General features: G+C 58.3%; 28 protein-coding genes. 14 read left to right on the top strand and 14 right to left on the bottom strand.

The genetic code is table 11. The features are described from left to right. Positions 1-10: 10 nt before the first annotated feature. Entirely contained in the window at positions 11-859 is an 849-nt protein-coding gene (locus tag FHR98_RS04245) for a cytochrome c family protein (RefSeq protein WP_221205722.1), read from the top strand. A 4-nt stretch (positions 860-863) separates the two neighbouring features. Here the strand turns inward: FHR98_RS04245 and ruvX are convergent, their stop codons facing one another. Next, positions 864-1346, bottom strand: a complete 483-nt coding sequence (gene ruvX, locus FHR98_RS04240) for a Holliday junction resolvase RuvX (protein WP_183415395.1) — start codon at positions 1344-1346, stop codon at positions 864-866. 159 nt (positions 1347-1505) lie between these two features. Here ruvX and gatC point away from each other — a divergent pair, with 159 nt between their 5' ends. Genes gatC through FHR98_RS04215 form a run of 5 tightly spaced genes read left to right on the top strand, consistent with a single transcriptional unit; the run spans position 1506 to position 6599 of the window. Further along, complete coding sequence (gene gatC / locus FHR98_RS04235) at positions 1506-1793, top strand: Asp-tRNA(Asn)/Glu-tRNA(Gln) amidotransferase subunit GatC (protein ID WP_183415394.1); 288 nt, start codon at positions 1506-1508, stop codon at positions 1791-1793. Between the two features lie 6 nt (positions 1794-1799). Beyond that, a complete protein-coding gene (gene gatA, locus FHR98_RS04230; RefSeq protein ID WP_183415393.1) occupies positions 1800-3281 on the top strand; it encodes an Asp-tRNA(Asn)/Glu-tRNA(Gln) amidotransferase subunit GatA in 1482 nt (493 codons plus the stop codon). 3 nt (positions 3282-3284) lie between these two features. Further along, the gene (gene gatB / locus FHR98_RS04225; protein ID WP_183415392.1) at positions 3285-4739 is read left to right on the top strand and encodes an Asp-tRNA(Asn)/Glu-tRNA(Gln) amidotransferase subunit GatB; all 1455 of its coding nucleotides are present in this window, start codon (positions 3285-3287) and stop codon (positions 4737-4739) included. A 3-nt stretch (positions 4740-4742) separates the two neighbouring features. Continuing rightward, entirely contained in the window at positions 4743-5654 is a 912-nt protein-coding gene (locus tag FHR98_RS04220) for a DMT family transporter (RefSeq protein WP_183415391.1), read from the top strand. Positions 5655-5666: 12 nt separating this feature from the next. After that, positions 5667-6599 (top strand): DMT family transporter, encoded by a 933-nt coding sequence (locus FHR98_RS04215; RefSeq protein ID WP_183415390.1) that lies wholly within the window; start codon positions 5667-5669, stop codon positions 6597-6599. A gap of 41 nt (positions 6600-6640) precedes the next feature. Here the strand turns inward: FHR98_RS04215 and FHR98_RS04210 are convergent, their stop codons facing one another. Then, positions 6641-7504, bottom strand: a complete 864-nt coding sequence (locus tag FHR98_RS04210; protein WP_183415389.1) for a hypothetical protein — start codon at positions 7502-7504, stop codon at positions 6641-6643. A 225-nt stretch (positions 7505-7729) separates the two neighbouring features. On the opposite strand from FHR98_RS04210, the gene FHR98_RS04205 reads away from it, so the two are divergent. After that, entirely contained in the window at positions 7730-8422 is a 693-nt protein-coding gene (locus FHR98_RS04205; protein ID WP_183415388.1) for a glutathione S-transferase N-terminal domain-containing protein, read from the top strand. Between the two features lie 16 nt (positions 8423-8438). On the opposite strand, the gene FHR98_RS04200 is transcribed toward FHR98_RS04205, so the two are convergent. Then, the gene (locus FHR98_RS04200; RefSeq protein WP_183415387.1) at positions 8439-9143 is read right to left on the bottom strand and encodes a sulfotransferase; all 705 of its coding nucleotides are present in this window, start codon (positions 9141-9143) and stop codon (positions 8439-8441) included. A 223-nt stretch (positions 9144-9366) separates the two neighbouring features. Between FHR98_RS04200 and FHR98_RS04195 the strand changes: the two genes are divergently transcribed. The 3 genes from FHR98_RS04195 to FHR98_RS04185 all read left to right on the top strand — a co-directional run bounded on the left by FHR98_RS04195 (position 9367) and on the right by FHR98_RS04185 (position 12653). Then, positions 9367-10509, top strand: a complete 1143-nt coding sequence (locus FHR98_RS04195) for a trans-sulfuration enzyme family protein (RefSeq protein WP_183415386.1) — start codon at positions 9367-9369, stop codon at positions 10507-10509. A 79-nt stretch (positions 10510-10588) separates the two neighbouring features. After that, positions 10589-11611 carry an SMP-30/gluconolactonase/LRE family protein gene (locus FHR98_RS04190; RefSeq protein WP_183415385.1) on the top strand — a complete coding sequence of 341 codons (1023 nt, stop codon included), beginning with the start codon at positions 10589-10591 and terminating at the stop codon, positions 11609-11611. After that, positions 11604-12653 (top strand): Gfo/Idh/MocA family protein, encoded by a 1050-nt coding sequence (locus FHR98_RS04185; protein WP_183415384.1) that lies wholly within the window; start codon positions 11604-11606, stop codon positions 12651-12653. Before FHR98_RS04190 ends, FHR98_RS04185 begins: the two co-directional genes overlap by 8 nt. Positions 12654-12834: 181 nt before the next feature. On the opposite strand, the gene FHR98_RS04180 is transcribed toward FHR98_RS04185, so the two are convergent. From FHR98_RS04180 to FHR98_RS04150, 7 genes are all read right to left on the bottom strand, one after another. Next, positions 12835-13500, bottom strand: coding sequence for a DNA-3-methyladenine glycosylase I (locus tag FHR98_RS04180; protein ID WP_183415383.1), 666 nt, complete (start codon positions 13498-13500; stop codon positions 12835-12837). A gap of 95 nt (positions 13501-13595) precedes the next feature. Beyond that, positions 13596-14474, bottom strand: a complete 879-nt coding sequence (locus tag FHR98_RS04175) for a DMT family transporter (RefSeq protein ID WP_183415382.1) — start codon at positions 14472-14474, stop codon at positions 13596-13598. A gap of 51 nt (positions 14475-14525) precedes the next feature. Further along, the gene (gene otnC / locus FHR98_RS04170; RefSeq protein WP_183415381.1) at positions 14526-15158 is read right to left on the bottom strand and encodes a 3-oxo-tetronate 4-phosphate decarboxylase; all 633 of its coding nucleotides are present in this window, start codon (positions 15156-15158) and stop codon (positions 14526-14528) included. Then, positions 15155-16423: a 3-oxo-tetronate kinase gene (gene otnK, locus FHR98_RS04165; protein ID WP_183415380.1), complete on the bottom strand. Its 1269-nt coding sequence runs from the start codon at positions 16421-16423 to the stop codon at positions 15155-15157. The genes otnC and otnK overlap by 4 nt, the downstream gene beginning before the upstream one ends. Positions 16424-16425: 2 nt before the next feature. After that, a complete protein-coding gene (gene otnI / locus FHR98_RS04160; RefSeq protein ID WP_183415379.1) occupies positions 16426-17208 on the bottom strand; it encodes a 2-oxo-tetronate isomerase in 783 nt (260 codons plus the stop codon). 80 nt (positions 17209-17288) lie between these two features. Continuing rightward, the gene (locus FHR98_RS04155) at positions 17289-17750 is read right to left on the bottom strand and encodes a YaiI/YqxD family protein (RefSeq protein ID WP_183415378.1); all 462 of its coding nucleotides are present in this window, start codon (positions 17748-17750) and stop codon (positions 17289-17291) included. 3 nt (positions 17751-17753) lie between these two features. Continuing rightward, entirely contained in the window at positions 17754-18227 is a 474-nt protein-coding gene (locus FHR98_RS04150) for a hypothetical protein (RefSeq protein WP_183415377.1), read from the bottom strand. Between the two features lie 103 nt (positions 18228-18330). Here FHR98_RS04150 and FHR98_RS04145 point away from each other — a divergent pair, with 103 nt between their 5' ends. Next, positions 18331-19353, top strand: coding sequence for an adenosine deaminase (locus tag FHR98_RS04145; protein WP_183415699.1), 1023 nt, complete (start codon positions 18331-18333; stop codon positions 19351-19353). 4 nt (positions 19354-19357) lie between these two features. On the opposite strand, the gene FHR98_RS04140 is transcribed toward FHR98_RS04145, so the two are convergent. Both FHR98_RS04140 and FHR98_RS04135 read right to left on the bottom strand, forming a co-directional pair. Then, positions 19358-20827 carry a M10 family metallopeptidase C-terminal domain-containing protein gene (locus tag FHR98_RS04140; protein ID WP_183415376.1) on the bottom strand — a complete coding sequence of 490 codons (1470 nt, stop codon included), beginning with the start codon at positions 20825-20827 and terminating at the stop codon, positions 19358-19360. A gap of 176 nt (positions 20828-21003) precedes the next feature. Beyond that, complete coding sequence (locus tag FHR98_RS04135; protein WP_183415375.1) at positions 21004-22599, bottom strand: DUF427 domain-containing protein; 1596 nt, start codon at positions 22597-22599, stop codon at positions 21004-21006. 178 nt (positions 22600-22777) lie between these two features. On the opposite strand from FHR98_RS04135, the gene FHR98_RS04130 reads away from it, so the two are divergent. Then, on the top strand, positions 22778-23530 hold the full coding sequence (locus FHR98_RS04130) for a sulfite exporter TauE/SafE family protein (protein WP_183415374.1): 753 nt from the start codon (positions 22778-22780) through the stop codon (positions 23528-23530). Here the strand turns inward: FHR98_RS04130 and FHR98_RS04125 are convergent. Then, entirely contained in the window at positions 23527-23877 is a 351-nt protein-coding gene (locus tag FHR98_RS04125) for an antibiotic biosynthesis monooxygenase family protein (protein ID WP_183415373.1), read from the bottom strand. The genes FHR98_RS04130 and FHR98_RS04125 overlap by 4 nt on opposite strands. 87 nt (positions 23878-23964) lie before the next feature. Here FHR98_RS04125 and FHR98_RS04120 point away from each other — a divergent pair, with 87 nt between their 5' ends. Beyond that, positions 23965-24648 (top strand): ArsR/SmtB family transcription factor, encoded by a 684-nt coding sequence (locus FHR98_RS04120; RefSeq protein WP_183415372.1) that lies wholly within the window; start codon positions 23965-23967, stop codon positions 24646-24648. Between the two features lie 7 nt (positions 24649-24655). On the opposite strand, the gene FHR98_RS16775 is transcribed toward FHR98_RS04120, so the two are convergent. Then, positions 24656-24931: a DUF983 domain-containing protein gene (locus FHR98_RS16775; protein WP_221205721.1), complete on the bottom strand. Its 276-nt coding sequence runs from the start codon at positions 24929-24931 to the stop codon at positions 24656-24658. A gap of 260 nt (positions 24932-25191) precedes the next feature. On the opposite strand from FHR98_RS16775, the gene FHR98_RS04110 reads away from it, so the two are divergent. Beyond that, on the top strand, positions 25192-26955 hold the full coding sequence (locus tag FHR98_RS04110) for an adenylate/guanylate cyclase domain-containing protein (protein WP_183415371.1): 1764 nt from the start codon (positions 25192-25194) through the stop codon (positions 26953-26955). The last annotated feature ends 12 nt before the right edge of the window (positions 26956-26967 follow it).

Raw genomic sequence — 26967 nt, 5'->3', positions numbered from 1 at the left:
GATCAAAGAGATGTGGCGTTTGGTAATTGCGCGGGCGTTCCCCGCATTCATTCTCAGTTTCATTTCATTGGCTACGGTTGTTCAAGCACAAACCCCTTTTGAGCGAGGGCGCTATCTTGTCGAAGGAGTTGTGGCCTGCGGGAACTGCCACACGCAGCAAGGCCCTGCCGGACCTGTTGAAGGGATGGCTTTGGCTGGGGGGTTGGACGTTTCGGGACCTTGGGGAAAGGTGATCAGCCCGAACATTACGCCGGACCCGGAGACCGGCATTGGCACCTGGAGCGCGGACGAAATCAAACGAGCGATTCGTGATGGCCTGAGGCCCGATGGGTCGCTGATCGGCCCGCCGATGCCCTTTCATTTTTACCGTAGCATCGCCGATGAAGATCTGGACGCAATCGTGACCTACCTTCAGAGCGTTCCGGCGATCCGCAACGAAACGCCGGCGCCGGAGTTCGCCATGCCACTGCCGGCCAGCTATGGCCCACCGGTCGTCTCGGTCGCGAAAGTCAGCCGGGATGATCTGGTTGCTTACGGCGAGTATCTTGCCGGACCTTTGGGGCACTGCATGGAATGCCATTCTTCATTGGATGCGAACGGCATGCCGGATCCGGAAAATGGCCTTGGTGGAGGCGGCATACCTTTCGAGGGGCCTTGGGGTATCAGTTATGCCGCCAACCTGACGCCAACAGGTTTGTCGGGCTATAGCGATACGGAGATCAAGACAATCATAAGGACAGGTGTGCGCCCTGATGGATCCCACTTGTTGCCGCCGATGGGCGTCTACTACTACAACAGCGTCTCGGAGGAAGATATGAACGCCATTGTCGCTTACCTCAGGAGCCTGCCGCCCAAATAAGCGGTCAGACGGGGTTAGATAAGCGGTCCAGCGCGCCCTGGAGAATGTAGGCGGCGGCCATCTTGTCCACCACCTCGCCACGGCGCTGGCGCGTCATGTCGGCCTCGTCGATCAGGAAGCGCTGGACCGCCGAGGTCGACAACCGCTCGTCCCAAAAGGCTGCTGGCAGCATGACGTTTGCGATGGAGGCAAGGTTCTCCGCAAAGGTGCGGACAGATTGACAGCGCGGGCCTTCGCTGCCGTCCATGTTGACGGGCAGGCCGATAACGAGGGCGCCGACATTACGTTCTTGAATGAGCGCGCCAAGCGCCGCAGCATCCTTGGTGAACTTGCTGCGGCGGATGGTTTCCAGCGGCGAGGCAAGCGATAAGCCGGAGTCGGAAATTGCCAGCCCGATGGTTTTTTCACCCAGGTCCAATCCCAGGACTCTCTGGCGCGGTTTCAGGCGCTTAGGCAGTTCGTGTAGGTCAAGAATGTCGGCTTTCATGCCCCATCTATGCGCCGTGGGGCGGTTTGGTTGCAACCCTTATCCGACACGTTGATCCATCGACTTGCAGGGGCCGTTACAGGGGTGTTAGTTTCCGCCGCGACTTTCCTTTTGGCGCACCTTTGGAGCGCGCCTCGATTGATAGTGGGAGAAGAGGCCATGACGGTCGACAAAGACACCGTCACGCAGATCGCGAGATTGGCTCGTATCCGCGTGGATGAGACGGGAAGAGAAGCTTTGGCAAGCGAACTCAACCAGATTTTGGATTGGGTGGAGCAGCTGGGTGCTTTGAACACCGAGGGGGTTGCTCCCATGACCTCCGTCGTCGAGACCCGGCCGCCGCTCCGCGATGACGTTATCAGCGATGGCGGACTGGGTGACAAAGTCATAGCCAACGCCCCTGAGGCTACCGGCAACTTCTTTGCCGTTCCCAAGGTCGTGGAGTAAGCAGCGATGACTGAACTGACGCATCTGACGCTGGCCGAAGCCCGCGATCTTCTGGCCAAGGGCGAATCGAGCGCGCGCGAACTGACCGCGGCTCACGTAAAGGCAATCGAGGGGGCAGGAGAGCTCAACGCCTTCATCACCCAGACGCCCGAGAAGGCGCTGACGATGGCTGACGCTTCCGACGAACGCCGCCGCAAAGGCGACGTGGGGAAGATGGAAGGCCTGCCCATTGCCATCAAGGACCTGTTCTGCACGCAAGGTGTCCTGACGACCGCTGGGTCCCATATCCTTGACGGCTTCAAGCCGACCTATGAGTCGAGCGTTACCGCCAACCTCTGGGATGCTGGCGCCGTGATGCTGGGCAAGCTCAATCTGGACGAATTCGCCATGGGTTCGGCCAACATTACCAGCTACTACGGTAACGTCCGAAACCCATGGACGCCGGAAGGGGCGGAGAAGCCTCTGGTGCCCGGAGGCTCTTCAGGCGGTTCGGCGGCTGCCGTGGCGGCCCGTATCGCCCTGGCGGCGACGGGAACCGATACCGGCGGTTCAATCCGTCAGCCGGCGTCGCTATGTGGAATTGTTGGGTTGAAGCCGACCTACGGGCGCTGCTCGCGCTGGGGGACGGTGGCCTTTGCGTCTTCTCTGGACCAGGCCGGACCCATGACCCGCAGCGTTCGCGACGCGGCCATCATGCTGGGGGCCATGGCAGGGCATGATCCCAAGGATTCAACTTCGGTCAATGTGCCCGTTCCGGACTATGAGGCGGCCTTGACCGGTGATATCCGGGGCTTGCGAATTGGTGTCCCCGCCGAGTATCGCATGGAGGGAATGCCGGAAGAAATCGAGCGGCTCTGGCAGGAAGGCATTACTTGGTTGAAGGCTGCCGGTGCCGAGATCGTCGATATCAGCCTGCCACACACAAAGTATGCATTGCCGACCTATTACATTGTTGCGCCCGCTGAGGCTTCTTCAAATCTGGCGCGTTATGACGGTGTGCGATACGGCTTGAGGGTCGAAGGCGAAAGCCTGGATGAGATGTACGAGAACACGCGCGGCGAAGGCTTTGGTGCCGAGGTCAAGCGGCGGGTGCTTATCGGCACCTACGTACTGTCGGCGGGCTACTACGATGCCTATTACAACAAAGCGCGGCAGGTGCGCACGCTGATCCTCCGGGATTTCCAGGATGCCTATCAGAAAGTCGATGCAATTCTTACACCGACCGCGCCCAGCGCTGCCTTCGCCGTCGGTGAGAATATGGATGATCCCGTGCAAATGTACTTGAACGACATTTTCACGGTTCCGGTGAACCTGGCGGGGTTGCCGGGAATCTCGGTTCCCGCGGGCTTGTCGGCGGGCGGCTTGCCGCTTGGCCTGCAGATAATCGGCCGGGCATTCGATGAAGAGACACTGCTGCGCGTAGCAGGCGTGTTGGAAGAGGCGGCGGGCTTCGATGCGCTGCCACCGTTCTGCGGGAAGGGAGCGTAAGTCATGGCGACGATCGAAGGCCGCACCGGCCCCTGGGAGATGGTGATCGGGCTGGAAGTTCATGCTCAGGTCATCTCCAACTCGAAGCTTTTCTCCGGCGCGCCAACCAGCTTCGGTGCTGATCCCAACAGCCAGGTATCCATGGTCGATGCGGCTATGCCCGGTATGCTGCCCGTGCTGAACCGCATGTGCGTCGAGCAGGCGGTACGCACCGGTTTGGGACTAAAGGCGCAGATCAATTTAGTTAGCATTTTCGAACGTAAGAATTACTTCTACGCCGATCTGCCGCAGGGCTATCAGATTTCCCAGTACCTGCAGCCCATTGTGGGCGAGGGTACGATCCTTCTCGACCTTGCCGATGGCTCCACGAAGGAAGTCGGCATTGAGCGTTTGCATCTGGAACAGGACGCGGGCAAGTCGCTCCATGATCAGCATCCCCGCAAGACCTACGTGGATTTGAACCGCTCAGGTGTGGCGCTAATGGAGATTGTCTCCAAACCCGACATGCGCTCGCCGGAGGAGGTTGGCGCATATCTGCACAAACTGCGATCAATACTGCGGTATCTGGGGACCTGTGACGGCAATATGGACGAAGGTTCTATGCGCTGCGATGTCAACGTATCGATGCGGCGTCCAGGAGAGCCCTACGGGACGCGCTGCGAGATCAAAAACGTAAACTCGATCCGCTATGTCCAGCAGGCCATCGACTACGAGGCTCGCCGCCAGGTCGAAATTCTCGAAGACGGCGGTGAGATTAGGCAGGAAACCCGCCTGTTTGATGCTCGAAAGGGCGAAACGCGTTCCATGCGCTCCAAAGAGGAAGCGCATGATTATCGCTATTTCCCAGATCCCGATCTTCTGCCCTTGGTGCTGGAAGAAGACTGGATCGCTGAGATCAAAGCGACCCTGCCCGAATTGCCGGACGAGAAGAAGGCACGCTTCATGGCGGACTATGGCCTATCGTCCTATGACGCGGGCGTTCTCGTCGTCGAGCGGGCGACCGCTGATTTCTTTGAGGCGGTGGCCAAAGGCCGTGATGCCAAGCTGGCGGCAAACTGGGTCATGGGCGAGTTCTTCGGGGCGTTGAACCGCACCAGCGGCGCGACGCTAGCCAGTGCTCCGGTCGGCGCAGAGGGACTTGGCAATCTGCTCGACCTGATCGCCGATGGTACGGTTTCCGGCCGTATCGCCAAGGAGGTCTTCGAGGAGATGTGGGACAGCGGCAAGAGTGCGGCGAACATTGTCGAGGAAAAGGGCCTCAAGCAGATTTCCGACACCGGTGCATTGGAAGCCATCGTCGAAGGTTTAATCGCTGAGAACCCGGAACAGGTTCAGCAAATCAGGGACGGTAATCCCAAGGTGGTCGGCTGGTTCGTCGGCCAGGTCATGAAAGCAACGCAAGGCAAAGCTAATCCCGGTCTCGTAAATCAGATTCTGCGCCAGAAACTGGAATTATAGGCCATGGCCGCGGAGGTCGCGCCGACAGGGGCGGTCGAGCCAGGACCGCAGGTGGGGCGTGAAAACCCCTGGTCCGCCGTCCTTTGGATGGTGGGTGCGTTGCTGTCCTTTTCGGCCATGGCCATTGCTGGTCGGGAGATATCCAAGGAGCTGACCACGAGCCAGCTCATGTTTTATCGCTCGATCATCGGCTTTGCGATGATTCTGATCGTCGCTCTGGGCACCCGGCGCGGGCTTGCGCAGTTCAGGACGCGTCATCTAAAGACTCACCTTCTGCGCAACCTACTGCACTTCGTCGGGCAGTACGGCTGGTTTTTCGCGATTGTTTATATTCCGCTCGCGGAAGTCTTCGCCATCGAGTTCACCTCTCCACTGTGGGTCGCTATTTTGGCGCCCTTCGTGTTGGGGGAGCGGTTTTCGGCGCTCCGTGGGGTTGGAATTGTTGTGGGATTCGCGGGCATCCTGGTTATCACTCGACCGGGGTTGGAGTCCGTCAATCAGGGAACAATTGCCATGGTGATCGGCGCCATAGGCTTTGCCGCCTCGACTCTCGCCACCAAGAAGCTCTCTGGGTCCGAGACAGCACTGACGATCCTGTTCTATATGGCTTTGATCCAGGCGCCCATTGGCCTGGTGTTGTCGCTGGATGGTTTTGCGTTCCCGAGCACGCTGGTTTGGGCTTGGTTGGTCGTCGTGACTTTCTTCGGCCTTTCAGCCCATTTTTGCCTCACCCGCGCCTATCGACTTGCGGAAGTCACCTTCGTGGCGCCCATGGATTATCTGCGCCTGCCGTTAATCGCTCTGGTGGGAATGCTGCTGTACGGTGAGCCGGTCGAAATCTGGCTGCTGATCGGCGGCGTGTTGATCCTGGCGGGCAATTATCTCAACCTCCGGGCACGGCGGAACGGGCGATAGGATAGCTTGGCGATGTCGGACCATACCAAGGGGTACTTGCTGGGTGTTCTGGCGGTGATTGCCTTTAGCATCACGTTGCCGGTTACGCGCCACGCCGTGCAGTGGATGGATCCTTTTTTCATCGGCCCTGGCCGGGCGACTCTGGCGGCACTTCCGGCAGGCTTGCTTTTGCTGTTGACCCGGCAACGGTGGCCACGCGGGCGGCAGTGGCCCTTGCTTGTCGTGACGTCGCTCGGCGTCGTCGTTGGATTTCCTTACCTAAGCGCTTGGGCCATGGAGCGCGTACCCTCCGCTCATGGTGGCGTGGTGTTGGGCATCCTACCGCTGGCGACAGCGGTATTCGGCGCGCTTTTCGCGCGTGAGCGACCGTCTTTTGGCTTCTGGTTCTTCGCGTTGCTGGGCAGCATCCTGGTGGTGTTCTTTTCGCTCAAAGAGGGCGGTTGGAATTTCCAGTGGGCAGACCTGGCTCTGTTGGGTTGTGTGGTTTCCGCCAGCGTCGGCTATACGCTTGGTGCCCAGTTGTCCCGTACCATGGGCGGATGGCAGGTCATTTCCTGGTCGCTGGTCATTGCTCTGCCGGTGATGGCGCCCCTGGTCGGCATTCAGAGTGGTTGGCGCTTACCGCAAGCGCCTTTGAGTGCCTGGGCCAGCTTCTTCTACGTGACATTTATCAGCCAGTTCCTGACGTTCTTCATTTGGTATCGGGCGCTGGCCTTGGGTGGGATTGGCCGCGTCGGCCAGATTCAACTGTTGCAGGCGTTCTTCACGTTATTCTTTGCCTGGCTGTTCCTGGGCGAGCGGATTGGCCTCGATGTCATTGGTTTTGCCCTTGCCGTTGTCGTCTGTGTTTATGCCGGCAAGAAAATGCCGGTGCGCGAAGAAAAGGCCGTCTCGCACGATCTTTTAGAAGTCTCAGGCGGGCACGACGCAAAAGAGAAGGCGTGAGAGTCCTGAGACCCCCACGCCCTCTGTCTTGAAGCAGCGGACTACTGTGGTGGTCGCGCCTTTACCATCAGCAGGCTGCCCAGCAAATGCACGCTGCCGATCTGCTTGGAGAAGGAATTTTTGATCGTCAGCGTCTCCAATCCCGGCACCGCATCCTCCAAGCGCTCGAAGTTAAGCGCCAGAACATTCATGGCACGGGTTTGCTGATTGCTTTCCAATCCAACGCCTTCGGCGATACCGCCGCTGGGAACCAGGACGATACCTGCTTTAGCGCCGGCGCCGTCCGATTGGGCGTTGAGCCAGGGTTTTAACTTCAACCGATCGCCATTGCTCTTGGCGCCTCTTGGCTCGCTGTCCCTGATATCAAGGACGATGGTTTCATCGTTCAGATAGGCGGTACCCACCTCGTTTTCCGCCGTAGCCGCGGACATATCGACAGGCCATGCGATCAGGCCCGCGTCCTGGAACAAAACTCCATAGAGCACATCCTGGCCGATTATGACGATACCGGTTGCGCCAAGAAATGCGTCTTGCTCGGCCGCTGCGGAGGCATCGGATCCGCTGCTGCTGCCGTCGGTGCCGTTCGATCCGCTGCTACCCGAACCCTTCCCGGAGCCTCCGCCATCAGGCGGTGGTGGCGGCGGTGGCGGCGGTGGTGGCGGCGGATTCCCTGGTGGTGCCGGTGGCGTACCCGTTGGTTGATTGGGCGCTTCGGGCGGTGTCGAGGTGGTCGGCGTACCGCCATTGGACTCCGGCGTGCTCTCGCCGTCCTCGGTTTTGCGCAGAGATTCAAAAGGGTTCGTTGTATCTCCACCACCGCCGCCGCCATCGCCCCATGCCAAGGGCGGCAAGCTCAGTGATAAAGCAAGCAAAAGAAATGGCACAAGTAGCCACGTTCGTTTCATAGGAATGACCCCCCAATACAGGTTAGAAATGACCGCTTTTTGCGGCTCTTCACCTTTTGGTAGGGGCAGTATAGCCCAATTTTCCCCTTGCACAGAATCCGGGCCCCCTCACAAGCGGTGAGCCAATCACGCTCTTGTCAGACAAAGAGGTTCTTTGATCTCTCGGATAGTGACCCTATATGCCACCGTGACGTTGGAAACAAAATGATCCGGAAGGGACGAAGAATGATCGATCTCTACACTTGGCCGACTCCCAACGGCCATAAAGTGCACATTATGCTCGAGGAAACGGGGCTGCCCTACAAGGTCCACCCGATCGACATCGGCGCGGGCGCCCAGTTCGATCCCGAGTTCTTGAAAATTAGCCCGAACAACAAGATGCCGGCGATGGTGGATCCGCAAGGGCCCGATGGCCTTCCGATCAGCCTGTTTGAATCGGGAGCCATGCTCATTTATCTAGCCGATAAGTCTGGGCAGTTTCTCTCCCATGAGCCCCGTAAGCGCTATGAAGCACTTAGCTGGTTGATGTTCCAAATGGGTGGTGTTGGTCCGATGTTGGGCCAAGCGCACCACTTCCTCCAATATGCCCCGGAAGACTTGCCGTACGCCAAGCAGCGCTATGCCAACGAGGCTAATCGTCTCTACGGCGTGATGGATCGTCGTTTGGCTGAAGCCCCCTACATAGCGGGTGCCGAGTACAGCATAGCCGATATCGCGATTTGGCCCTGGACGCGTTTCCCCGAGCGCCAGAACGTCGATCGCAATGATTACCCGAATTTCCGTCGTTGGTTCGACGAGATTGCCGAACGGCCCGCCGTACAGCGCGGCGTGCAAGTGCTGTCCGAAAGCCGTCGGGAAGGGTTTGACGACAAGGCGCGTCAAAACCTGTTTGGGGCTGCACAGTACCAACGCCGTTAGGTGTCTTTAAGGGGCGTCACGACAAGGCGTGTCGATTGCCCGGCGCGATCAGGCCTGAAATCGCTTTGCGTTGTGCCGTGCTTATAGGGCGCCCCAAAAAGACCTGCAGGTCGTCGATAAAAATCTCGCGGTTGCGCGTCGCCTTCTCGTAGCTCACCCAGTATTGCGGATGAGGCACGTCAACCAGAAGGTTGATCATACGCTGCTGATAGGCGAGCACCTTGCCCAGCACGGTGTCCATTGACGGCATGTCGCGCCTGGAACCGCCACCCAGTCCGGTTCTTGATAGTTTGTAACGGCTTACCGTCGTTGCCACTACGTCGCGAAAGAGGGCAATAATCAGCGGGTTCCCAATTTCCGGCAAAACCGCATCAAGGTAAAAGGCGGACATGGGATCTTTCCATCCCCAGTGTTCGTGCTCGCGGTCACGTCGCCGAACAAGCTGGCGTATCGTCTCCAGCCTTTGGGCCCGCTCGGGATGGGCCTTCTTACGTAAAACGGAGATGGGGCGCGAAGCCTCCAGGAAATCCTGGTCCTCGTGGTTTGCCGGATCGAGGCGGCGGCCCATATTGTAGCCGAGTTGACCGAGGATCGCGGACATCATCGACGTGCCGCTGCGTCCAGGACCTAGCACGATCACGCACTGCTGTGCCGTTTGCCGGTCCGGCAGGTTGTGCCGGATGCCGACGTCTGAAATGCAGGCTTCCCCAGTCGCGCCCATGGCGCCCCCCCACGGATTACTTGACGAGATTGTTGCTTCTTTATGTCGCTGAAAAGCCTAGCGGTCCTGTCTTGGCTTCGTCAATGTGCGGAGGCAAACTGCAAGCTGCGCCGATCCTCCAAGAAAAGGCTTCTAGTAAATGAGCACCGGTCGTGACGCGGCCTTGTGGTCATCCTCGCCCTATCAGAAAATAGGCCGCCGATTTTGAATGAAAGCGAGTCCCATGCCCGGATCCAAGTCCTATGACACTGAAACCCTCGTCGTCCACGCCTTGAACAGTGTTGATCCGGCAACCCGGTCGGTCGTGCCGGCCTGGCAACCGAGCACGACTTTCGTCAGGGACGAGGCCTACGAACCGCTGAATAACCGCGTTTACGGACGTGATCAGGGCGTAACGCTGCAACAGGCCGAAGCCGTCCTGGCTCGTTTGGAAGAGGGGGCGGACGCTATGCTCTTCGCTTCAGGAATGGGCGCTGCGACGGCGGTGCTGCAGACCTTGCAACGCGGGGACCGGCTTTTGGTGCAACGAGTCATGTACTGGACACTGCGTGACTGGCTATTGGACCTGGGCGAGCAGTGGGGCTTCGAAGTCGATTTCTTTGACGCAGCGGGTGGACTAGACGCTTTGGAAGCCGCGCTGCGTCCCGGCGAGACCAAGCTCGTATGGCTTGAGGTGCCCGCCAACCCGACCTGGGATATTGTCGATATCGCCGGAGCGGCAAGGCTCGCACACGAAGCTGGAGCGAGGCTGGCGGTTGATTCAACCATTGCGACACCGGTTCTGACACGTCCGCTCGGCCTCGGCGCGGATATCGTCATGCACTCGGCGACAAAGTACCTGGGAGGGCACAGTGATATCCTGGCGGGTTTGCTGGTAACGGCGAAGAAGGATGACCAGTGGAGCCGCATGCGCAGATTGCGCCTGCTCGGTGGTTCGCAACTGGGAAGTTTTGATGCCTGGCTGCTGATCCGCAGCCTGCGCACCCTTTTCGTGCGCGTGCGCCAAAGTAGTGCAAACGCTTTGGCCGTGGCGCGGCACTTCGACGGCGACCCGCGTTTGGAGGATGTGCTCTATCCAGGCCTACAAAGGCACCCGCAGCACGAAATTGCCAAGCGCCAGATGGATGGCGGGTTTGGTGGAATGCTGTCACTGCGCGTCCGGGGCGGGTTCGAAGGCGCACAGCGCGTCGCGGCGAACTGCAAGCTGATATTACGGGCAACCTCGCTTGGTGGCGTTGAAAGCCTGATCGAGCACCGGGCCGCGGTCGAAGGACCTGATAGCCCGATCCCGCAGGACCTGTTGCGCATCTCTATCGGTATCGAGCGGGTCGAGGATCTTATTTCGGACCTGGATCAAGCATTGTAGGACTTGAACCGTAATTGCTTGATCGTCTTTGTAGTCACTCGATAGGGTGCTTTGGGGATTTTGCAATCTTGAGGGCCTTATGGCGTTGTTGTCCGTTTCGGACCTGGCTTTCTTGGGTCATGGCCTCCAGCGGCCCGAGTGCGTATTGGCGCATAGTTCGGGCCTTTTGGTCGCGCCTGACTGGACGGACGGCGGGGGTATCACGCTGTTGACTCCCGATGGGCGCCAAGCCCGCCATTTGGCGAGGGACCGCGCGGACAACCCTTTGCGGCCCAACGGCATCGCTTTGGAGGCCGGCGGCAACATCCTGATTGCTCATTTGGGGCAGGAAGAGGGAGGTGTGTACCGCTTGCGGCCCGATGGTTGCAGCGAGCCAGTTCTAGTGGAACTAGACGGAAAGGTTCTGCCGCCGACCAACTTCGTGACCCGCGATCATCTAGGAAGGCTTTGGGTCACGGTCAGCACGCGTGTAACACCGCGCGCGGCCGACTACCGCGCGACGGCGGCAACGGGCTTCATTGTGCTGCTGGATGACAAGGGGGCCAGGATCGTCGCCGATGGTTTGGGGTACGCCAACGAATGCTTGTTGTCGCCGGATGGAACGCGCCTCTATGTGAACGAGACCTTCGGTCGCCGCTTGACAGCTTTCGATGTCACCGAGGACGGCGTCTTAACCAATCGTCGTTGCCTAGTTGAGTTTGGAGATGGCACCTTCCCCGACGGTCTGGCCTTGGACGAGGCAGGCGGCATCTGGATTGTGAGTATCGTATCCAACCGGGTGATGCGCCTGACGCCCGACGGAAAGCTGGAGACCATCCTGGAAGACAGCGACCCGAATCATTTGAACTGGGTAGAGGCGGCCTATCGATCGGCAAACATGGATCGACCGCATCTGGATGGCGTTGTCAGCAAGCGGCTGCGCAACATCTCCAACCTCGCATTTGGTGGCAGGGATCGCCGGCATGCCTACCTCGGTTGCCTGCTGGGTCAGTCGATTGCCTGTTTTCGCTCGCCTTTTGCCGGCATCGCGCCGCCGCACTGGGACCTGCCGCTAGGGCAGCTTGCGAGTTTGTTGCCGACCACGGGAGCCGCCGATGGGTAGTCCGACTAAAGTTGCTGTCATTGGCGCGGGCTATTTTGCCCGGTTTCACTACGAGGCTTGGAGCCGAATGGCGGATGTCGAACTCGTCGGTCTTTGCGAGAAGGACGCCCAAAAGGGCGCGGAAGTCGCGGCGGCCTATGGCGTTTCAGGCAGCTACGGCGACCTGGACGTTCTCCTGTCGCAAGCGCGACCTGATCTCGTCGACATCGTCGTGCCGCCGTCGGCTCATCTCGAGGTGATAGCGAGGTTGGTCGAGGAAGACTTGGCCATCTCGTGCCAGAAACCCTTTTGCGGTGGCCTTGAAGGAGCACGGAAGGCCGTGGCGCTGGCCCGGAACAGGGGTAGAGTGCTTGCGGTGCACGAAAATTTCCGCTTTCAGCCCTGGTACCGGGAGATCAAGCGTCTCTTGGATGACGGGTTGCTTGGTGACGTCTATCAGGTGAGCTTTCGTCTGCGTCCAGGGGACGGGCAGGGACCGGAAGCCTACTTGGACAGGCAACCTTATTTCCAGCGGATGAAGCGCTTTCTAATCCATGAGACAGCCATCCATCTGATTGATTGCTTTCGCTTCTTGCTGGGTGAGCCAAGCGGCCTCTTTGCGCGTTTGGCACAGCTCAATCCCGCTATTGCTGGGGAAGATGCCGGGTTCATCGTCTTTGAATTCGGGGACCGCGTTCGGGGCTTGTTCGATGGCAATCGACTGGCAGACCACATTGCCGAAAATCGCCGCCGGACAATGGGGGACCTTTCGATCGAAGGCGCGAAGGCCAGTCTGCGTCTGGACGGCGACGGCCGTATATGGCTCCGCAGCTTCGGAAGCAATCGAGAACAAGAGCACGGTTACGCTTGGGATGATCGCGGCTTCGCTGGAGATTGCGTTTATGCCTGCCACCGTCACTTGCTAAACCACCTACGCGAGGGCACACCCTTGGAAACGGCGGCCGAGCATTACCTTATCAACCAGGCGATCGAGGAAGCCGTCTACCGCTCCCACGAGGAAGGGCGCTGGATCAAGGCGCGGGAGTGGCAGAGCATCAGATAGCGGGAGTCAGGATTAAGGGGTCGATGCAGAATTGCCAACCTCGCCAGTGCTCCCCGGAAATCGCTGTCACTGACCACCTGTTTCTCCGCAGATACACGAGGCTGCAATCGCCGGATGAAATGCAAGACGACCGGTTCGGTGAACCGCAAAGGTGGCTGATGGATCTGATTAGGTTTACGGATTAAACCGTGAAGGCCAGGATTCGGCTGATATGGGCAAAGGGGCGCTGGCTCTGGGCGCGCCAAGTGTTGAAGGCCTCCTGCGCTGCGTGCCGCTCCCGTTTGGACGTGCCTTTTCCGGTAATCACCCGCTCCCTTTGGAGGGCGGTCAGGACGTCCTTGGACAGAATGAAGCCATCCTTGCCGATATCGCGCAGGAATATCTGCAGCGTGACGCCGCCGAGCCGCGAACCGTTCTTCTCGAAGTAATCGAGCAGTGCGATGTACTCCTCGTCCGGCGTGGCCGCTATGAAGCGAGCGGCACTGCCGTGCTCCCTGGCAAGGGCGACCAGTAGATTCGCATTGTCGCGAACCGACTGTATCTTCTTGAAATGACGGACGACACGTGGGTCTCGGGTTAGTGCGTCCAGGTCCTCATCGGATAGAAATGCGCAGTGATTGATGTTGAAATCGTTGAAAGCTGCTTCGTGGTCGGGCCATTTCTTATCGACCACGGACCAGTTAAAGCCGGCCTGGAACACGCGGCGGCTCATGGCGGACAGCAACCGTGAATCCTGTGTTTCCTCCAATGCGTCACGTGGTGTTGGCGGCGGCAATAGCGCCTCTAGCGCTTCGGCGCCGCCCTTGCGGTTGGCGGCGGCGTCCCAAAGGTCGTTAAATGACTGCATGGTCTCGTTCTCCTGGCCCCGATTCACAGGCGGTCAATGCTTTTGCTGCATACTTTGAGTGCCGTCTGCCTCGCGGCAATATAATAAGCGGCGTATCAGGGGGAAGGAACTATGTTCGTCAAACTCGCTTTAACTTGGCGGGCAAGAACTCGTTCGCGGTACCAGACATAAACACCGCTGGAAACCACGACGCCGGCGCCTACGAAAACCCAAATGTCGGGTCGATCATTGAAGAACAGGTAGCCCGCCAGCGTCATGGGAATGAGCTGAAGGTAAGTGAGCGGTGCGATGGTTGAAGCGGGCGCCAGACGGTAGGCGATCGTCAGCAACTGATGGCCAAGCCAGCCCCAAAATCCGATGGAAATGAAAAGCGCCCAGTCGAGGTTGGTCTGCGGCCATTCCCACTGCAGCAGGGCGAAGGGGGCTATCATAACCGTTGCCAGCATGGCGGCATAAAACTGCTGCGTTGCTGTTGCGTCGACCCCCGCCAAGCGCCGCGTCTCGATCATATAGAGCCCCGCGCACACAGCCGTGCCGAGTGATAGGAAAGCGGCCCAGTGAAAGCTCTCAAAACCCGGGCGAACCACGATTAAAACGCCGCCAAACCCAACGATTATGGCCACCCATCGACGCAGGCCGACCTTCTCGCCGAGTAGGGGAATAGAAAGTGCGCAAACCCAAAGCGGTAATGTGAATGCGATGGATGCTGTGGTTGCCAGCGGAAGGTACTGAACAGCGGTAAAGTTAAAAAGCGTGCTGCCAAGCAGCATGGCTGCTCGCCAAAATTCACGCTTAGGCGCTTTGCTTTTCCAGAGTGCCGAGCCGTAGACAGGCAAAAACAAAACGACCACGATGACGAAGTGTCCGAGGTAGCGCACGAAGGCGACCTCGATAGGTGGCAATGTTTGCACCAGCCATTTGGCCGAGGAATCGATCCCTGTGAAGCAGGTGATGGCGGCAACGAGAAGAAGCATTCCGAGGAAGCGTTTCTCTTCGCGTGGTGCAATGGTGAGCGCGCGCATCCGTTAGCTCGGAAAGACGCGATTTAACTCGCCGACCTGCGCGGCGGTCAACAGGCGGGTTGGCCGGCCTTCCAGCAGGAAATGCAATTTGGCCGTTTCCTCAAGTTCCTCCAGGGCCCAGATGGCGTCCTCAAGTGAGCGTCCTGCGACAACCGGACCATGGTTTGCAAGTAAGACGGCACTGTGATCAGTAGCGGTTTCCTGGACGGCTGCAGCCAGTGCCGGATCACCGGGACGGTAGTAGGGAACCAGCGGTAGCTTGCCAATTTTCATCACGCCGTAGGCCGTGATAGGCGGCAAAAGGTCGGTTGGATCGGCGGCCTGGAGGCATGACAGGGCAACCGAGTGCGTCGAGTGACTATGCACGACTGCTTGGGAATTGGACCGGGCCTGGTAAACGCTGACGTGCAGGAACGCTTCCTTGGAGGGCTTGTCCCCGGACAAATGCCGACCGCTCAGGTCGAGCTTTGCTATGGCGCCGGGGTCCAGGAAGCCCAGGCAGGAGTTGGTCGGTGTGACGAGGAAACCATCCTCCAGGCGCACGGAAATGTTCCCTGAACTGCCATGCAGATACCCGCGGTCGTAAAGCGACTTTCCGAAGATCGCCATTCTTTCGCGCAGCAAAGACTCAGTCATGGCATGACCTCAAAGGCTTTCTCGAAGAAATTAGGTCCGCCAAAATTGCCGGACTTGAGCGCAACAGCCAAAGGGGGGTCCGTCAAGCTAACCGTGGCAGGTACGCCAGGCGCTATCTCCGGACCGATACGCAAGGCTTTCAATCCCAGTGCGCTGACGACGGCGCCAGAAGTCTCGCCGCCAGCCACGACAAGCCTGCGTAGTCCGCGTTCGACGAGACCTTGCGCAATCTTGCCCAGAGCTTTCTCTACCAACTCTCCCGCCTCCATACGCCCAAGCTTTTCCTGTGCCGCCTTGACGGTCGCCGGTTCGGCGCTCGCGGCAAAGACGATGGGGACATCTCCCAGCTTGTCTTCTGCCCAGTTCAGCGCCCGCCCGACCAATTCTTGGCCTCTGGCCAAAGCGAGAGGGTCGATGCGGAAAAACGGATAGCGCCCGCTAACATACTGCAGTTGGCCCAAGGTTGCCTCGGAACAGCTTCCCGAAAGGATCGCCTGAGGTCCAGAAACGGCCGGGAGAGACGAAGTGGAGTCCGGAAGGCTCAATCCCGCTGCCCGGAAGTTGTCGGCCAAGCCCATAGCAATCCCCGATCCGCCCGTCAGTAACCGACAGCCCGCTTGAGCGTGACCCAAGGTGATCAGGTCCTCATCGGTGAGGGCGTCGCAAATGATAAACTCGATGCCTTGCTGTCTGAGCTCTCGGAGTGTGTCCCTAACGGCCTTGCTGCCCGCGCGGACAGTCTGGTGCGCCAAAAGCCCAACCTTGCGCTTGGTCTGCAGCTGCAAGAATCGCACGAGATTTGCGTCGGTCATCGGTGTCAGCGGGTGGTTCCGCATCGAGGACTCTGACAACAGGGTATCCCAGATGAAGAGGTGTCCTTGGTAGAGGGTGCGTCCGGCGCCGGGGAAGACCGGGCAAAATGTCGTGAAGTCGGCATCCAACCGATCCATCAGAGCTTCGGCGACCGGGCCGATGTTGCCGAGCGGCGTGGAATCAAAAGTGGAGCAATACTTGAAAAGGATCTGGCGCGCGCCGCCGGCTGTCAACCAAGTCTGTGCAGCGAGGCTGTCAGCCACAGCTTGTTCCGCCGGCTGGGTGCGCGACTTTAGCGCTACCACGATTGCTTCCGCATCAGCGGGGGCCGCACTGTCAGGGCCGGGCAGGCCGTTGATCTGGACGGTTCTCATGCCGCTTTTGACGAGCGTATTGGCCAGATCCGTCGCGCCAGTGAAATCATCCGCAATGCAGCCTAGGAGGAGCGGCATAACTATTGAGCTCCAACTTGTTGCAGCCAGCGTAATCCGGTCAGCGTATCGGCTCTGGGTTTATACTCGCAGCCGATCCAACCGTCGTATCCAAGGCGATCGATCAAGGCGAAAAGGTAACCATAGTTGATTTCGCCAACGGTCGGCTCATGACGTTCCGGCACCCCGGCAATCTGTATATGCCGGATTAGATCAAGGTTGGCTTCAAAACTCCTGGAGAGATCTCCGCCCATGATCTGGGCGTGGTAAAAATCGAACTGCAAGCCTAAGTTCCCGGCGCCTGCCGCATTGATTACCTGTCTGGCGTCGGCCGGGCGTGGGATTAGATAGTTCGGTACATCCCGGTTGTTCAGGGGCTCCACCACGACGGTTATGCCCTCCTTGCCCAACATCTCGGCGGCAAAACGCAGATTGCCGGCATAGGTCTCCAAGTAATGCGCCCGGTCCGCGTCCGGTGGGCAAATTCCCGACATGACATGCAGCGTCTTGCAATTGAGCGCTTTTGCGTAATCCAGAGCCAGGCCGACGCTATCTTGAAATTCCTGTTCGCGGCCCGGAAGCCCTGCGATCCCGCGCTCACCGGCAGCCCAATCGCCCGGGGGCAGATTGAAGAGCGCCTGGGTCAGCCCGCGTCCATGAAGCATATCTGCGACCTGCTGGGGCGAGTGGTCGTAGGGAAAGAGAAATTCCACTGCTTCAAAACCCGCATCCGCTGCCGCGGTGAAGCGGTCGAGAAAAGGATGCTCATTGAACAGCATTGTTAGGTTTGCGGCGAAGCGGGGCATGGCCTCTCCTCAGCATTTAAAACGATTTAAATTCAGCTTTGGAGGATAACCTGTAAGCCCTCCAAAGCAGAGTTTCTTTTTCAGGAACCTGCCTTGTGCAGTTTGCGTATCAACGTATCCAACGCGCCAAGAAATCGCGAGCGGTCAGCCTTGGTGAAACTACGCCCGCTCCCCATGGCCGCGAGTGGGTTTGCGGCGCGGAGGTCGGCCATCAGGTCGCGCATTGCCATCGCATTGCCGATGTTGTTCTGAGTAAAAGGCTCACCGTTGGCACGCAGGGCGCTGCCGCCTTTGCCTATGCAGACCGCCGCAAGCGGTGTGTCCTGCGTGACGCAAATATCTCCCGGTTCAATCCGGTCGGCAATCCAACGATCTGCTGCATCCGGGTCAGCTGGAACGATGATCGTCTCGACCAGCGGCGAGGGGTCGGGCCGGATACCGCCATTGGATACCATGAACACCTGCAGTCCATGGCGTTCGGCGATACGCAGCGCTTCGCGTTTTACCGGACAGGCGTCGGCGTCGATGAAGAGTCTGGTCATCAGTCAGTTGGATCCTTTCGGCGTGTTGCAGGCTTCCTGTAGTGCTTTGTTTTCTATGTTCTCGCAGAGCGCCTTGTCCATGCCTTGTTCGAGTACCAGAAACGAATAGCAGGTGTCCTTGACCAAGGGCTGTTCCACCGTCGCGCAGAGCGCCGGGTTTCTGTTGGCTACTGCCACACCCGACACACAGGCTGCGCGCAGATGGGGCCGCTGCGCTTCTTCAGCCTCGATCAGGCTGCAGGCTGCCGGCGCCTCGTTGTGTTCGGCGTACAGACTGATGCAGTTGAATCGGATTGAAGGCTCAGGACTTTCCAGGCAGACCGCGGGGTTGCCTGCCGCTTCCGCTGCCTGAATATAACAGGAAAGCCGTTGCGTCAGCATGGCGCCGCTTTCGCACTGGGTCTTGCCTCTGCCGGACATCGGGAGAAGCAGACTGGTAAGGGCAAAGATAACGGCCCATGTCCTCAAGACACGCATGCCGTCAATACTAGCAGGGCATCTCAATGCCTCAACTTCGGATCATGCCTTTGTGATCTTACGACGCCTTTTGAATTCCCGGCTTTATTGCATAGGATGGATGATGATTTGCGACGATGATTTTATCCGCGGCCTACCGAAAGCCGAGTTGCATCTGCACCTGGAAGGCAGCCTTGAACCAGACCTCTTGTTTCAACTCGCTGCGCGCAATGGCGTGGAGATCGGCTATGACACTGTTGAGTCCCTGCGGGCTGCCTACAGTTTTGAAAGCCTGCAGGACTTCCTGGACCTCTATTATCAGGGTATGTCGGTTCTGCTGACACAAGAGGACTTTCACGATCTGACCCTTGCCTACATGACGCGGGCCGCTGAGGACGGCGTCCGGCATGTTGAAGTTTTTTTTGACCCGCAGGCACACCTTGACCGAGGTGTAGCGTTGAAAACAGTCCTTGATGGGATCGAGTCCGGTTTGGCTGAGGGGAAGCGTGCTTTTGGAATTTCCAGCGGCTTGATCCTCTGTTTTTTGCGGCACTTGGACGAGGCAAGCGCTCTGGCGGTTCTGGAGCAGGCCGCGCCCTATAGCCATCGTCTGTTAGGGGTCGGGCTTGATTCTTCGGAGAACGGGCATCCGCCGAGCAAGTTCAGCCGTGTTTTCGCGCGCGCAGGGGCTATGGGACTCAAGCGTGTTGCCCATGCCGGAGAGGAGGGGCCTCCGGACTATGTTTGGCAAGCTCTGGATCAGTTGGGGATCGACCGGATCGACCACGGCAATCGGGCGCTGGAGGATCCGCTGTTGGTGGAGCGTCTGCGCCGAGACCAGATGGCGCTGACGGTTTGCCCGCTGTCCAACCTGAAGCTCAAGGTGGTGCGCGATATGGCGGAGCACCCCTTGCGGCGGATGCTTGATCTTGACCTTCAGGCAACCGTAAATTCCGACGATCCGGCTTATTTTGGGGGGTATGTCGCCGACAACTACCGAGCGGTCCAGCAGGCGCTTGGTCTAAGCCGGGAGCATCTGGCCAAGTTGGCCAGGAACTCCTTTACCGCGTCATTCTTGGACAGAGCGGAAAAAGCCTCGGCAATCGCGTCGTTGGAAGCCTATTGCCGGGCACATGGTGTCCGGTAGCGCCCTAGACCAACGCCTGCAGCGCATCATCGTCACCAAAAGAAGCGTCCATCCGGGACAAAGAAGCCGGGGGGGTGTAACTCGCCAGGGCAATGCTGTTACTGCCTTGATAGTCCGAAGCGGCCACGGTCGTATCGTTGAACTGCAGGAACTCGACCCATACCAACGTGTCGGTACCGTCACTGCCATCCAATACATCGGTGACCGTGAGCGTATTTCCGCTACCGGCGATTGAGTACTCCGCGATGTTGCCTTCGAAGATGGCTGTATCAATGCCGGAGCCACCGTCAATAAAGTCGTTTCCACCGCCGCCCATGATCAGATCATCGCCGGAATAGGCATAGAGATTGTCATTGCCGTCGCCGCCGGACAGCAGATCGTTGCCGGAGTCCGAATGAATGGTATCGAGCCCGATGCCGCCATAGAGATCGTCGTTGCCCGTCAAGCCGAAGAGCATGTCATTGCCGTTGTTGCCGACAAGCAGATTGTCTGCGCCGTTGCCTACGAGGCTGTCCGCACCGGAGCCGCCTTCCGCGCCCTCTATCAAGACGTTTGCAGCGATTGTGAAGCCGCCGACGATTCCTTGCGCCGCGGAAACGTAACCGCCTGCGTTTTCTCCGCTCAACGGTGCCGGGCGCAAATCAATCACGACATTGAGGTTTGTGCCGTTGGCGGTAATCGTGTCAAAGCCGCCGGTATCCCAGATCGCAGCCCAGAAGGTGCCGGACGCATTGACGGTTGGCAGCGTGTAGATATCGGAGCCGGAGGCGTAGGTGGTGTTGGCACCATAGATCGCCTGAACAGCGGCGATGTCGAGCGCCATGGGCGTGCCCTCGTAGCCGTAGTTCAGGTTTGAATGGAACGGGAAGCGCGTCTCGAAGCCGGTGTTATAGGACATCGTCGTGAAGACGCCCTGGTTCAGGTCGTAGAGCCCATAATCGCCAAAGGGTGACGAAACGCCCGGGAACACCGTGCCGTCAGCCGCGGGGCCGCCGTCATGAGGGTGTGCCAGGCCTAGCCCGTGGCCAATCTCATGGATGTAGGTCACAAAACCATAGCCGCCCTGTGCGAGGCCTAATTCGGTCCAACCGGTGCCCTGATAATTGAAAACGCCGTAAAGCGGCTCGCCCACATCGAAGCCGGGAATCTCATGCCAGCCCAGGGTTCCGCTCGCTCCTTGGTTGTCTGTGACCCAGTACCAGATATCGGAATTGGCCGAACCTCCATTTTCAACAAAATCAATATTTGCGACGGCTTCCCAAAGCGAGAAAGCAAGTTCGATGCCGGCGATCTCGTAACTGTCCCAGACCTTGCCGGTGCTTGGGAACACGTTAAACGGATCGTTACCGCTTTGCAGGTAGTAGGTGATGCTCACAGTGCCGCCATCGCCGTCGCTCCAGGCGCCACCAGCGATCAAACTATCCAGCCAGGGGTTCCCCGTGGGCGCGCCGTCGATGTTGCCGGTAAAAGCCATTCTGATCCAACTCCATCAATATCTATTCCGAATTGTGCATTTATCGGCATCTATTTTTGGGTATTTTGCCACGTATTAAGCGGCGCGTGGCAGAAAGAAAATTTAAAATCGGAATTTTTCTTATTGTTCAATGCTTAGAGAGAGATCAACAGGCAGTTGCCATGAAACGCGGGCTGTCAGTATCCCAGGGTTTGGGTAGGGACAAAAATCTCATGTTCGCCAGGAAGGCCACGCAGTGGGAAAGATCCGATGGATTGCAGGGGTACGTGGCTGCTTTTGGCAAACTCGATTGAGGTGAGCACGCGATGTTCAACTTCCTTCGTCAGGCTTTCAATGCGTGCGGCCTTGTTTGCGGCAGAACCGATCACGGTGAACTCCAGGCGTTCTGGTATGCCGATGTTGCCGTAGGTAAGCTGTCCCAAGTGGAGTCCTATGCCGTAGTCTAAGGGTGCACCTCCAGCCGCTACCCGCTTGTCGTTATAGGCTTTCATGCGAACCTCGGCTTCGGCCGCAGCCATCAAGGCTTCTTCGCAAACCCTCTGCTCGTCGGCTTTGTCATTGGCCAAAGGGAAAACTCCGAGCACCGCATCGCCAATGAAATTAAGCACCTCTCCACCGTATTCGACGATGGGGCGCACCATGCATTCGAAAAAGTTGTTGAGTATCTCCAAGAATTCCTCGGCGGGCATGGACTCGGCCAGCGACGTGGATTGCCGTAAATCACAGAACCAGATGGCGGCGGTTATCAGTTCCGCGTCACCGCGCTTCACCAAACCTCTCATCACACGCTCTCCGGTGTGGCGGCCCAGATAGGTTTGAAGGAGGGTATTTGCCATGCTCCTGGCCGCATAGACTTCGAACAGCCTGCTAAGGACCGGCAGAATTTCGTGCAACATACCAAGATGAGCAGTTGAAAAACCGCCCACTTCTCGGGTCGAAAGGGTCAGTACATTGATCTGACCATCCGAAAACAACATGGGCATCGCAGCGTAGTCGGTCATGCCTTCCTTATGCAATTGGTGCAAAATGCCAAAATCAAGCATCGGATTGGCGCCTTCAAGGCGCCTTCGAATGCCGCCGGCGCCGTTAAAAATCGGCACCAAAGGGCTGTCGAGAAAGACCGGGCTGGAGAGCGTATCATGGGTTAGTACAAAAGAATTGATGTCTGGCTTGTCGTCACGCCAAACAAATGCACTCCCGATGAGAAGTGGGTGTAGTGTTCTGAGAAAGACGGAGAGGCGAGAGATGGGCATCCCGTTAGCACGCATCATCTCCGCCAACGACCGCGTTAATCGACCAGGACCGCCAGCGTCCCAACCTTCGTGCAGAACCCAATCAATGAAGGGTGTGCCATGGCTTTCACGTACATTGGGTACGTTCTGAAAATCGCCATCCTCGCTGTAACTGGCGCCCAGCTTTTGCAGATAGAATGACAGGTATCCCTTTATGGCGTCGGCTTCCGGCAGCGGATTTTCGTAGCTCCAGACAGCGTTCTCGACCTCCTTGTTTCCGACGACCAAGGTCCAGTACGACGCGTTTCCTTTGAAAGGACAATGAGTGCGATGGCGGCTCCGCTTCATCAAGTCCATGCGGACGTCGTCGCGTGGAAAATAATAAACTGGAGAAAAATGCGCTTCCCGATAGCGAATCGCACGGTCGCTTTCGGCGACTACCACGCCGTTGAATTCGAGCTTGATTATGTGTCCTGCTGGTTCGGCGACGATGGCATAGTCGTGCTTGCCACCCTTTGGGCCGCCTTCACTGGGAGGCATTGCGCCCTCCTAACCTAATCGCAGGTTAACTGTAGCGTGAGGTCTTTATCTTAGCCAGTCGAATTGGGAGAAGGACAAGGAGGCATTTGGGTCCAGGCATTGAACATAAATACCGTTATCTCTAACTTACGCGCCCACCAAACCTGCTTGTCTTGCCTCAAGTAACGGGCTTCGCTTTATGTATGAGTATTCACTCTTGGCGCTGGCCGCTTTTTTTGCTGGAGTCCTCAATACCGTTGCTGGTGGGGGCACTTTCCTGACGTTCCCGGCACTCGTCTATGTCGGAGTTCCGCCGGTTGCCGCCAATGCAACCAGCGCTGTTGCCGTCTTCCCCGGATACCTTGGTGGCGCGTTGGGCTTCATCCGCGAGTTGAAGGCGGTGGATCGTCGTCTCCTCCTGAAGTTTGTCGGCATGACCTTGCTCGGCGGGTTAGGGGGCTCGCTTCTGCTTCTTGTTTCATCGAACGAGGCCTTTTCGATCGTGGTGCCTTTTTTGCTGCTGCTGGCCACAGGGGCCTTTGCATTTGGTGACAGAGTTCAGGATTGGTCGCGGAGCGCCAAGTTTGCTTTGCGCCCGAACGGCGGCGTTGCAATGACCTTGGTGTCAATCTACGGCGGGTACTTCAACGGCGGCCTGGGTATTGTGCTGTTGGCGCTCTTCTCGTTATGGGGAATGCGGGACCTAAATCAGATGAATGGCTTGAAAAATGGCCTTTCATTCGTCCTTTCGGCAATCTCGGTCACGACTTTCGCCGCCGCAGGTATTGTCGCCTGGCCGCAGGCCTTGGTCATGATGGCGGCGGCAATCGCAGGCGGTTACGCGGGCGCACCCCTGGCACGGGCTTTGCCCAAGGCGGTCGTGCGCGGCGGCGTTATCTTAATTGGTCTCGTGATGAGCGGTGTTTTCTTTTTTCGGCTGCTTTTGGCTTAGGAGTGACGGTGGAAGCCGCGGCTGTCGCTGGGGGCTTCGTCGCGATCCTGCAAGCCATAATCGCGAACAACCGAAGCGATGCGCAGACGATAATCCTTGAAGATGCGAGCGCGACCCTTGGCCTGCGCCATCCGGTGCTCACCCATGTTACGCCAAGCCGAAAGCGCCGCCTCGTCGCGCCAGAACGACAGGGACAAAACCTTGTCCGGCGTTGTCAGACTTTGAAACCTTTCGATGGAGATAAAGCCATCGATGCCGTCCAGCAATGGGCGCAGTTCGCCCGCGATATCCAGATACTCCTGCCGATAGTCCGGGTGGGGGAGAACTTCGAAAATAACCGCAAGCATGAATCACAATCCCTTTCGTATCCGGTTCCAGATTACCGATGAGAATAGCAGCTTGTTGTACGTCAATGGTACGTTTATGATTGAACTATGAAAGAAGGTCCCGATATTTCCCGCGTCGCGGCGCTGATAGGTGACCCAGGGCGGGCGAACATGCTGACGGCTCTCATGGACGGCCGGGCGCTGACGGCCAGTGAACTGGCTTTCCAGGCAGGTATCTCCAAACAGACGGCAAGTGCACACCTGAGCAAGCTCCTGGATGGAGGATTGCTGGCACGGGAGATACAGGGCCGCCATCACTACTATCGCCTTCAGGGGCCTGAGGTTGCAGGCGCCATTGAAGCCCTGATGGGCGTGGCGCAGAAGCATTCCGGCAGGCGTGTAAGAACCGGTCCCAGAGACCCGGCACTTAGGAAGTCCAGAGTTTGCTACGACCATCTGGCGGGGGAGATGGGCGTTTTCTTACACGATACAATGATGGAGCGGGGGTGGCTGGTCACGGACGGCGATGCCTTGAACGTGACCGCATCCGGCCGCGCGGCCTTTGCTCGCTTTGGAATCGATATTCAGGGTTTGTCGGCGCAGCGGCGGACGATGACTCTCAGTTGTCTCGATTGGAGCATGCGTCGGCATCATCTCGGCGGCAGCTTGGGGCAGGCCTTGCTGGCGGGCATTCGCGCCAGAGGCTGGGCCGAGCGCATCGAAGGCACCAGGATCATGCAGTTCTCTCAAACAGGAGAACGTAACCTCAAGCACTGGCTCAGGTCCGGCTGAAAAGGCGTTAGGGTTGTTCCGAGCCTGGGGCCTTGGTTGCCCAAATCGCACCGATGAAGAGTGCCTTTGCGCGCGGGAGAACCAACAGTGCGAGGACAAGCGCAAAAGCGGGCCAAAGTGCCATCGAAACCCAGTCGGGCCACGTTCTGTCGCTTTCAAACGCTAAAATGACCGGCCCAGCGATATGGCCCACGATCAGAATCGTCAGCCATGGTGCTGCATCATCCGACCTGATATGCCCGAAGGCCTCGTGACATACCGAACAGGATTCCACCGGTTTCAAGTAGGTTGCGAGCAGCCTTCCCTGCCCGCAGTTGGGGCAACGGCCGATTAGGGAACGCCAAAGTGCGGGAAACAATCTTGGCCGATGGCGATCATGGGTCTGTCGTAACAAGGAGTAGGACTTTCAACAGAAGTAAGTGAGAGCGGCATTATAGGCTCCAGGAGCGCTGGCGCTATCGCTATTGCCGCAATTTGCCCGTTGCTTCTAGGTGCATGGTCTTTCCAGGCATTGCTGGTTATTCTCCTGCTGGGAGGAGATCCATGGGGCGTCGGCTTGCAGCCATCTTTGCTGGTGATGTGGTGGGATTTTCGCGCCTGATGGGCCTGGACGAAACCGGGACGCTTGCGCGTCTCAAGCAGGTACGCAAGACAGTCGTGCAGCCAAAAATCGATCAACATCACGGGCGGGTCGTCAAGTTGATGGGCGATGGATTGCTGGTCGAGTTTGGCAGCGTTGTTGATGCGGTTACCTGCGCGATCGAAATCCAGCAGACTCTTACAACCCAGGAGCAATCGCAGCCGGATGAACGGCAGATTCGCCTGCGTATTGGCGTTAACCTGGGGGATATCATCCTGGAAGGGTCCGATATCTATGGCGACGGCGTGAACATCGCCGCACGCCTCGAAACGCTCTCCAATCCCGGTGGCGTTTGTATTTCAGGCGCGGTTTACGAGCAGGTCCATCGTCAACTGCCCTTTGGCTTTGAGGACGGTGGTGAACAGGCACTGAAGAATATTGACCGGCCTATCCGGGTTTGGCGGTGGCTTCCCGATGCAGCTTCGATTGCAGCTGCGCTTCCCCTATCGGCTGGGCTCGCAAAGCGGCCAGATAAACCTTCGATAGCCGTCTTGCCTTTCGACAATATGTCCGGCGACCCAGAGCAGGAGTTTTTTGCCGATGGCATGACGGAAGATATCATCACGGCCCTATCGCGGATGCCTTGGTTCTTTGTCATCGCGCGCAATTCCAGCTTTACCTACAAGGGTCGCTCGATGGACGTGAAGCAGGTATCCGCCGAGCTTGGCGTCAAATATCTGCTGGAGGGTAGCGTCCGCAAGGCGGGTGAACGTCTCCGGATCACCGCCCAGCTTATCGACGCGACGACGGGTAATCATGTCTGGGCCGAGCGATTCGACCGGATGCTTGCCGATATCTTCGATGTGCAAGACGAGGTGACGGCATCTATCGTCGGCGCGATTGCGCCGGAGTTCCTTTTGGTCGAAGCACAGCAAGCCAAGCGCAAGGACGCCTCCCAGCTTGATGCCTGGGAATGCGTGATGCGCGGGCGTGCGCACCTCTGGAAACTGGGGCGTCGAGATGCTAACGAGGCGCGATTGTTGTTTGAGCGGGCGATATCCCTTGTTCCAAGTGGCGAGTTTGGCATGAGCGATCTAGCTCTCGTCCATTTTCTCGAATCCTATTACCGCTGGAGCGATGATCCCGCGACATCGTTGCAGGCTATGGCATCGACAGCCAAAGATGCCGTTGCTATCGATGATACGGATCCCTGGGCGCTGACAATCCTATCCTGGTCAAATGTGGTGACGCACCAATGGGACGAGGTGTTGCCGCCGGTCGAGCGGGCCATAGACTTGAGCCCCAACTTTGCCTCGGCAATTGGGATCAGAGGGGCGGCGCTTGCCCTGCTTGGAGAGGCCGAGAAGGGAATTGATTCTATTTCCCAGGCTATCCGCCTCAGTCCCCGCGACGGGATGGTGGTATTCTGGCTTATGGGACTTTTTTGGGCCTACATGAGCCTTGAGCGTCACGGGGAAGCAGCGAGTACCGCCAGGCAAGCAATTCGGCTAGCACCTCGAAACCCAACCTTTCGCCGGCAGTTGGCTTCGGCACTGGCTTGGCAGGATCGCATGGAGGAAGCACGACAAGCGGTTGAGGATTATCGCACCCTCGAACCCACTCATACGACCGCTGATGCCGCGATGGTGCCTAGCAAGATTCCCGCTGATATCGAGCGTTTCGTGGAAGGGTTGCGACGGGCGGGTTTACCAGATTCCTTATCTTGAGCATCTTAGATT

The sequence above is a fragment of the Limibacillus halophilus genome (assembly GCF_014191775.1).
GTDB classification, from domain to species: Bacteria; Pseudomonadota; Alphaproteobacteria; order Kiloniellales; family CECT-8803; genus Limibacillus; species Limibacillus halophilus.
The sequence above is the reverse complement of the archived record's forward strand: the minus strand, read 5'-3'. Positions and strand labels throughout refer to the sequence as shown.

Excerpts from the sequence above, each read along its gene's own strand:
- FHR98_RS04195 (WP_183415386.1), top strand. The coding sequence starts at position 9,367 with ATGCCCGGATCCAAGTCCTATGACACTGAAACCCTCGTCGTCCACGCC.
- FHR98_RS04200 (WP_183415387.1), bottom strand. The coding sequence starts at position 9,143 with ATGGGCGCGACTGGGGAAGCCTGCATTTCAGACGTCGGCATCCGGCAC.
- FHR98_RS04140 (WP_183415376.1), bottom strand. The coding sequence starts at position 20,827 with ATGGCTTTTACCGGCAACATCGACGGCGCGCCCACGGGGAACCCCTGG.
- FHR98_RS04135 (WP_183415375.1), bottom strand. The coding sequence starts at position 22,599 with ATGCCTCCCAGTGAAGGCGGCCCAAAGGGTGGCAAGCACGACTATGCC.
- FHR98_RS04215 (WP_183415390.1), top strand. The coding sequence starts at position 5,667 with ATGTCGGACCATACCAAGGGGTACTTGCTGGGTGTTCTGGCGGTGATT.
- FHR98_RS04145 (WP_183415699.1), top strand. The coding sequence starts at position 18,331 with ATGATTTGCGACGATGATTTTATCCGCGGCCTACCGAAAGCCGAGTTG.
- otnI (WP_183415379.1), bottom strand. The coding sequence starts at position 17,208 with ATGCCCCGCTTCGCCGCAAACCTAACAATGCTGTTCAATGAGCATCCT.
- FHR98_RS04185 (WP_183415384.1), top strand. The coding sequence starts at position 11,604 with ATGGGTAGTCCGACTAAAGTTGCTGTCATTGGCGCGGGCTATTTTGCC.
- gatA (WP_183415393.1), top strand. The coding sequence starts at position 1,800 with ATGACTGAACTGACGCATCTGACGCTGGCCGAAGCCCGCGATCTTCTG.
- FHR98_RS04110 (WP_183415371.1), top strand. The coding sequence starts at position 25,192 with ATGGGGCGTCGGCTTGCAGCCATCTTTGCTGGTGATGTGGTGGGATTT.
- FHR98_RS04210 (WP_183415389.1), bottom strand. The coding sequence starts at position 7,504 with ATGAAACGAACGTGGCTACTTGTGCCATTTCTTTTGCTTGCTTTATCA.
- ruvX (WP_183415395.1), bottom strand. The coding sequence starts at position 1,346 with ATGAAAGCCGACATTCTTGACCTACACGAACTGCCTAAGCGCCTGAAA.
- FHR98_RS04180 (WP_183415383.1), bottom strand. The coding sequence starts at position 13,500 with ATGCAGTCATTTAACGACCTTTGGGACGCCGCCGCCAACCGCAAGGGC.
- FHR98_RS04150 (WP_183415377.1), bottom strand. The coding sequence starts at position 18,227 with ATGCGTGTCTTGAGGACATGGGCCGTTATCTTTGCCCTTACCAGTCTG.
- gatC (WP_183415394.1), top strand. The coding sequence starts at position 1,506 with ATGACGGTCGACAAAGACACCGTCACGCAGATCGCGAGATTGGCTCGT.
- FHR98_RS04120 (WP_183415372.1), top strand. The coding sequence starts at position 23,965 with ATGAAAGAAGGTCCCGATATTTCCCGCGTCGCGGCGCTGATAGGTGAC.
- otnC (WP_183415381.1), bottom strand. The coding sequence starts at position 15,158 with ATGACTGAGTCTTTGCTGCGCGAAAGAATGGCGATCTTCGGAAAGTCG.
- FHR98_RS04155 (WP_183415378.1), bottom strand. The coding sequence starts at position 17,750 with ATGACCAGACTCTTCATCGACGCCGACGCCTGTCCGGTAAAACGCGAA.
- FHR98_RS04130 (WP_183415374.1), top strand. The coding sequence starts at position 22,778 with ATGTATGAGTATTCACTCTTGGCGCTGGCCGCTTTTTTTGCTGGAGTC.
- FHR98_RS04205 (WP_183415388.1), top strand. The coding sequence starts at position 7,730 with ATGATCGATCTCTACACTTGGCCGACTCCCAACGGCCATAAAGTGCAC.
- FHR98_RS04220 (WP_183415391.1), top strand. The coding sequence starts at position 4,743 with ATGGCCGCGGAGGTCGCGCCGACAGGGGCGGTCGAGCCAGGACCGCAG.
- FHR98_RS04190 (WP_183415385.1), top strand. The coding sequence starts at position 10,589 with ATGGCGTTGTTGTCCGTTTCGGACCTGGCTTTCTTGGGTCATGGCCTC.
- FHR98_RS04245 (WP_221205722.1), top strand. The coding sequence starts at position 11 with ATGTGGCGTTTGGTAATTGCGCGGGCGTTCCCCGCATTCATTCTCAGT.
- gatB (WP_183415392.1), top strand. The coding sequence starts at position 3,285 with ATGGCGACGATCGAAGGCCGCACCGGCCCCTGGGAGATGGTGATCGGG.
- FHR98_RS04175 (WP_183415382.1), bottom strand. The coding sequence starts at position 14,474 with ATGCTTCTTCTCGTTGCCGCCATCACCTGCTTCACAGGGATCGATTCC.
- otnK (WP_183415380.1), bottom strand. The coding sequence starts at position 16,423 with ATGCCGCTCCTCCTAGGCTGCATTGCGGATGATTTCACTGGCGCGACG.
- FHR98_RS04125 (WP_183415373.1), bottom strand. The coding sequence starts at position 23,877 with ATGCTTGCGGTTATTTTCGAAGTTCTCCCCCACCCGGACTATCGGCAG.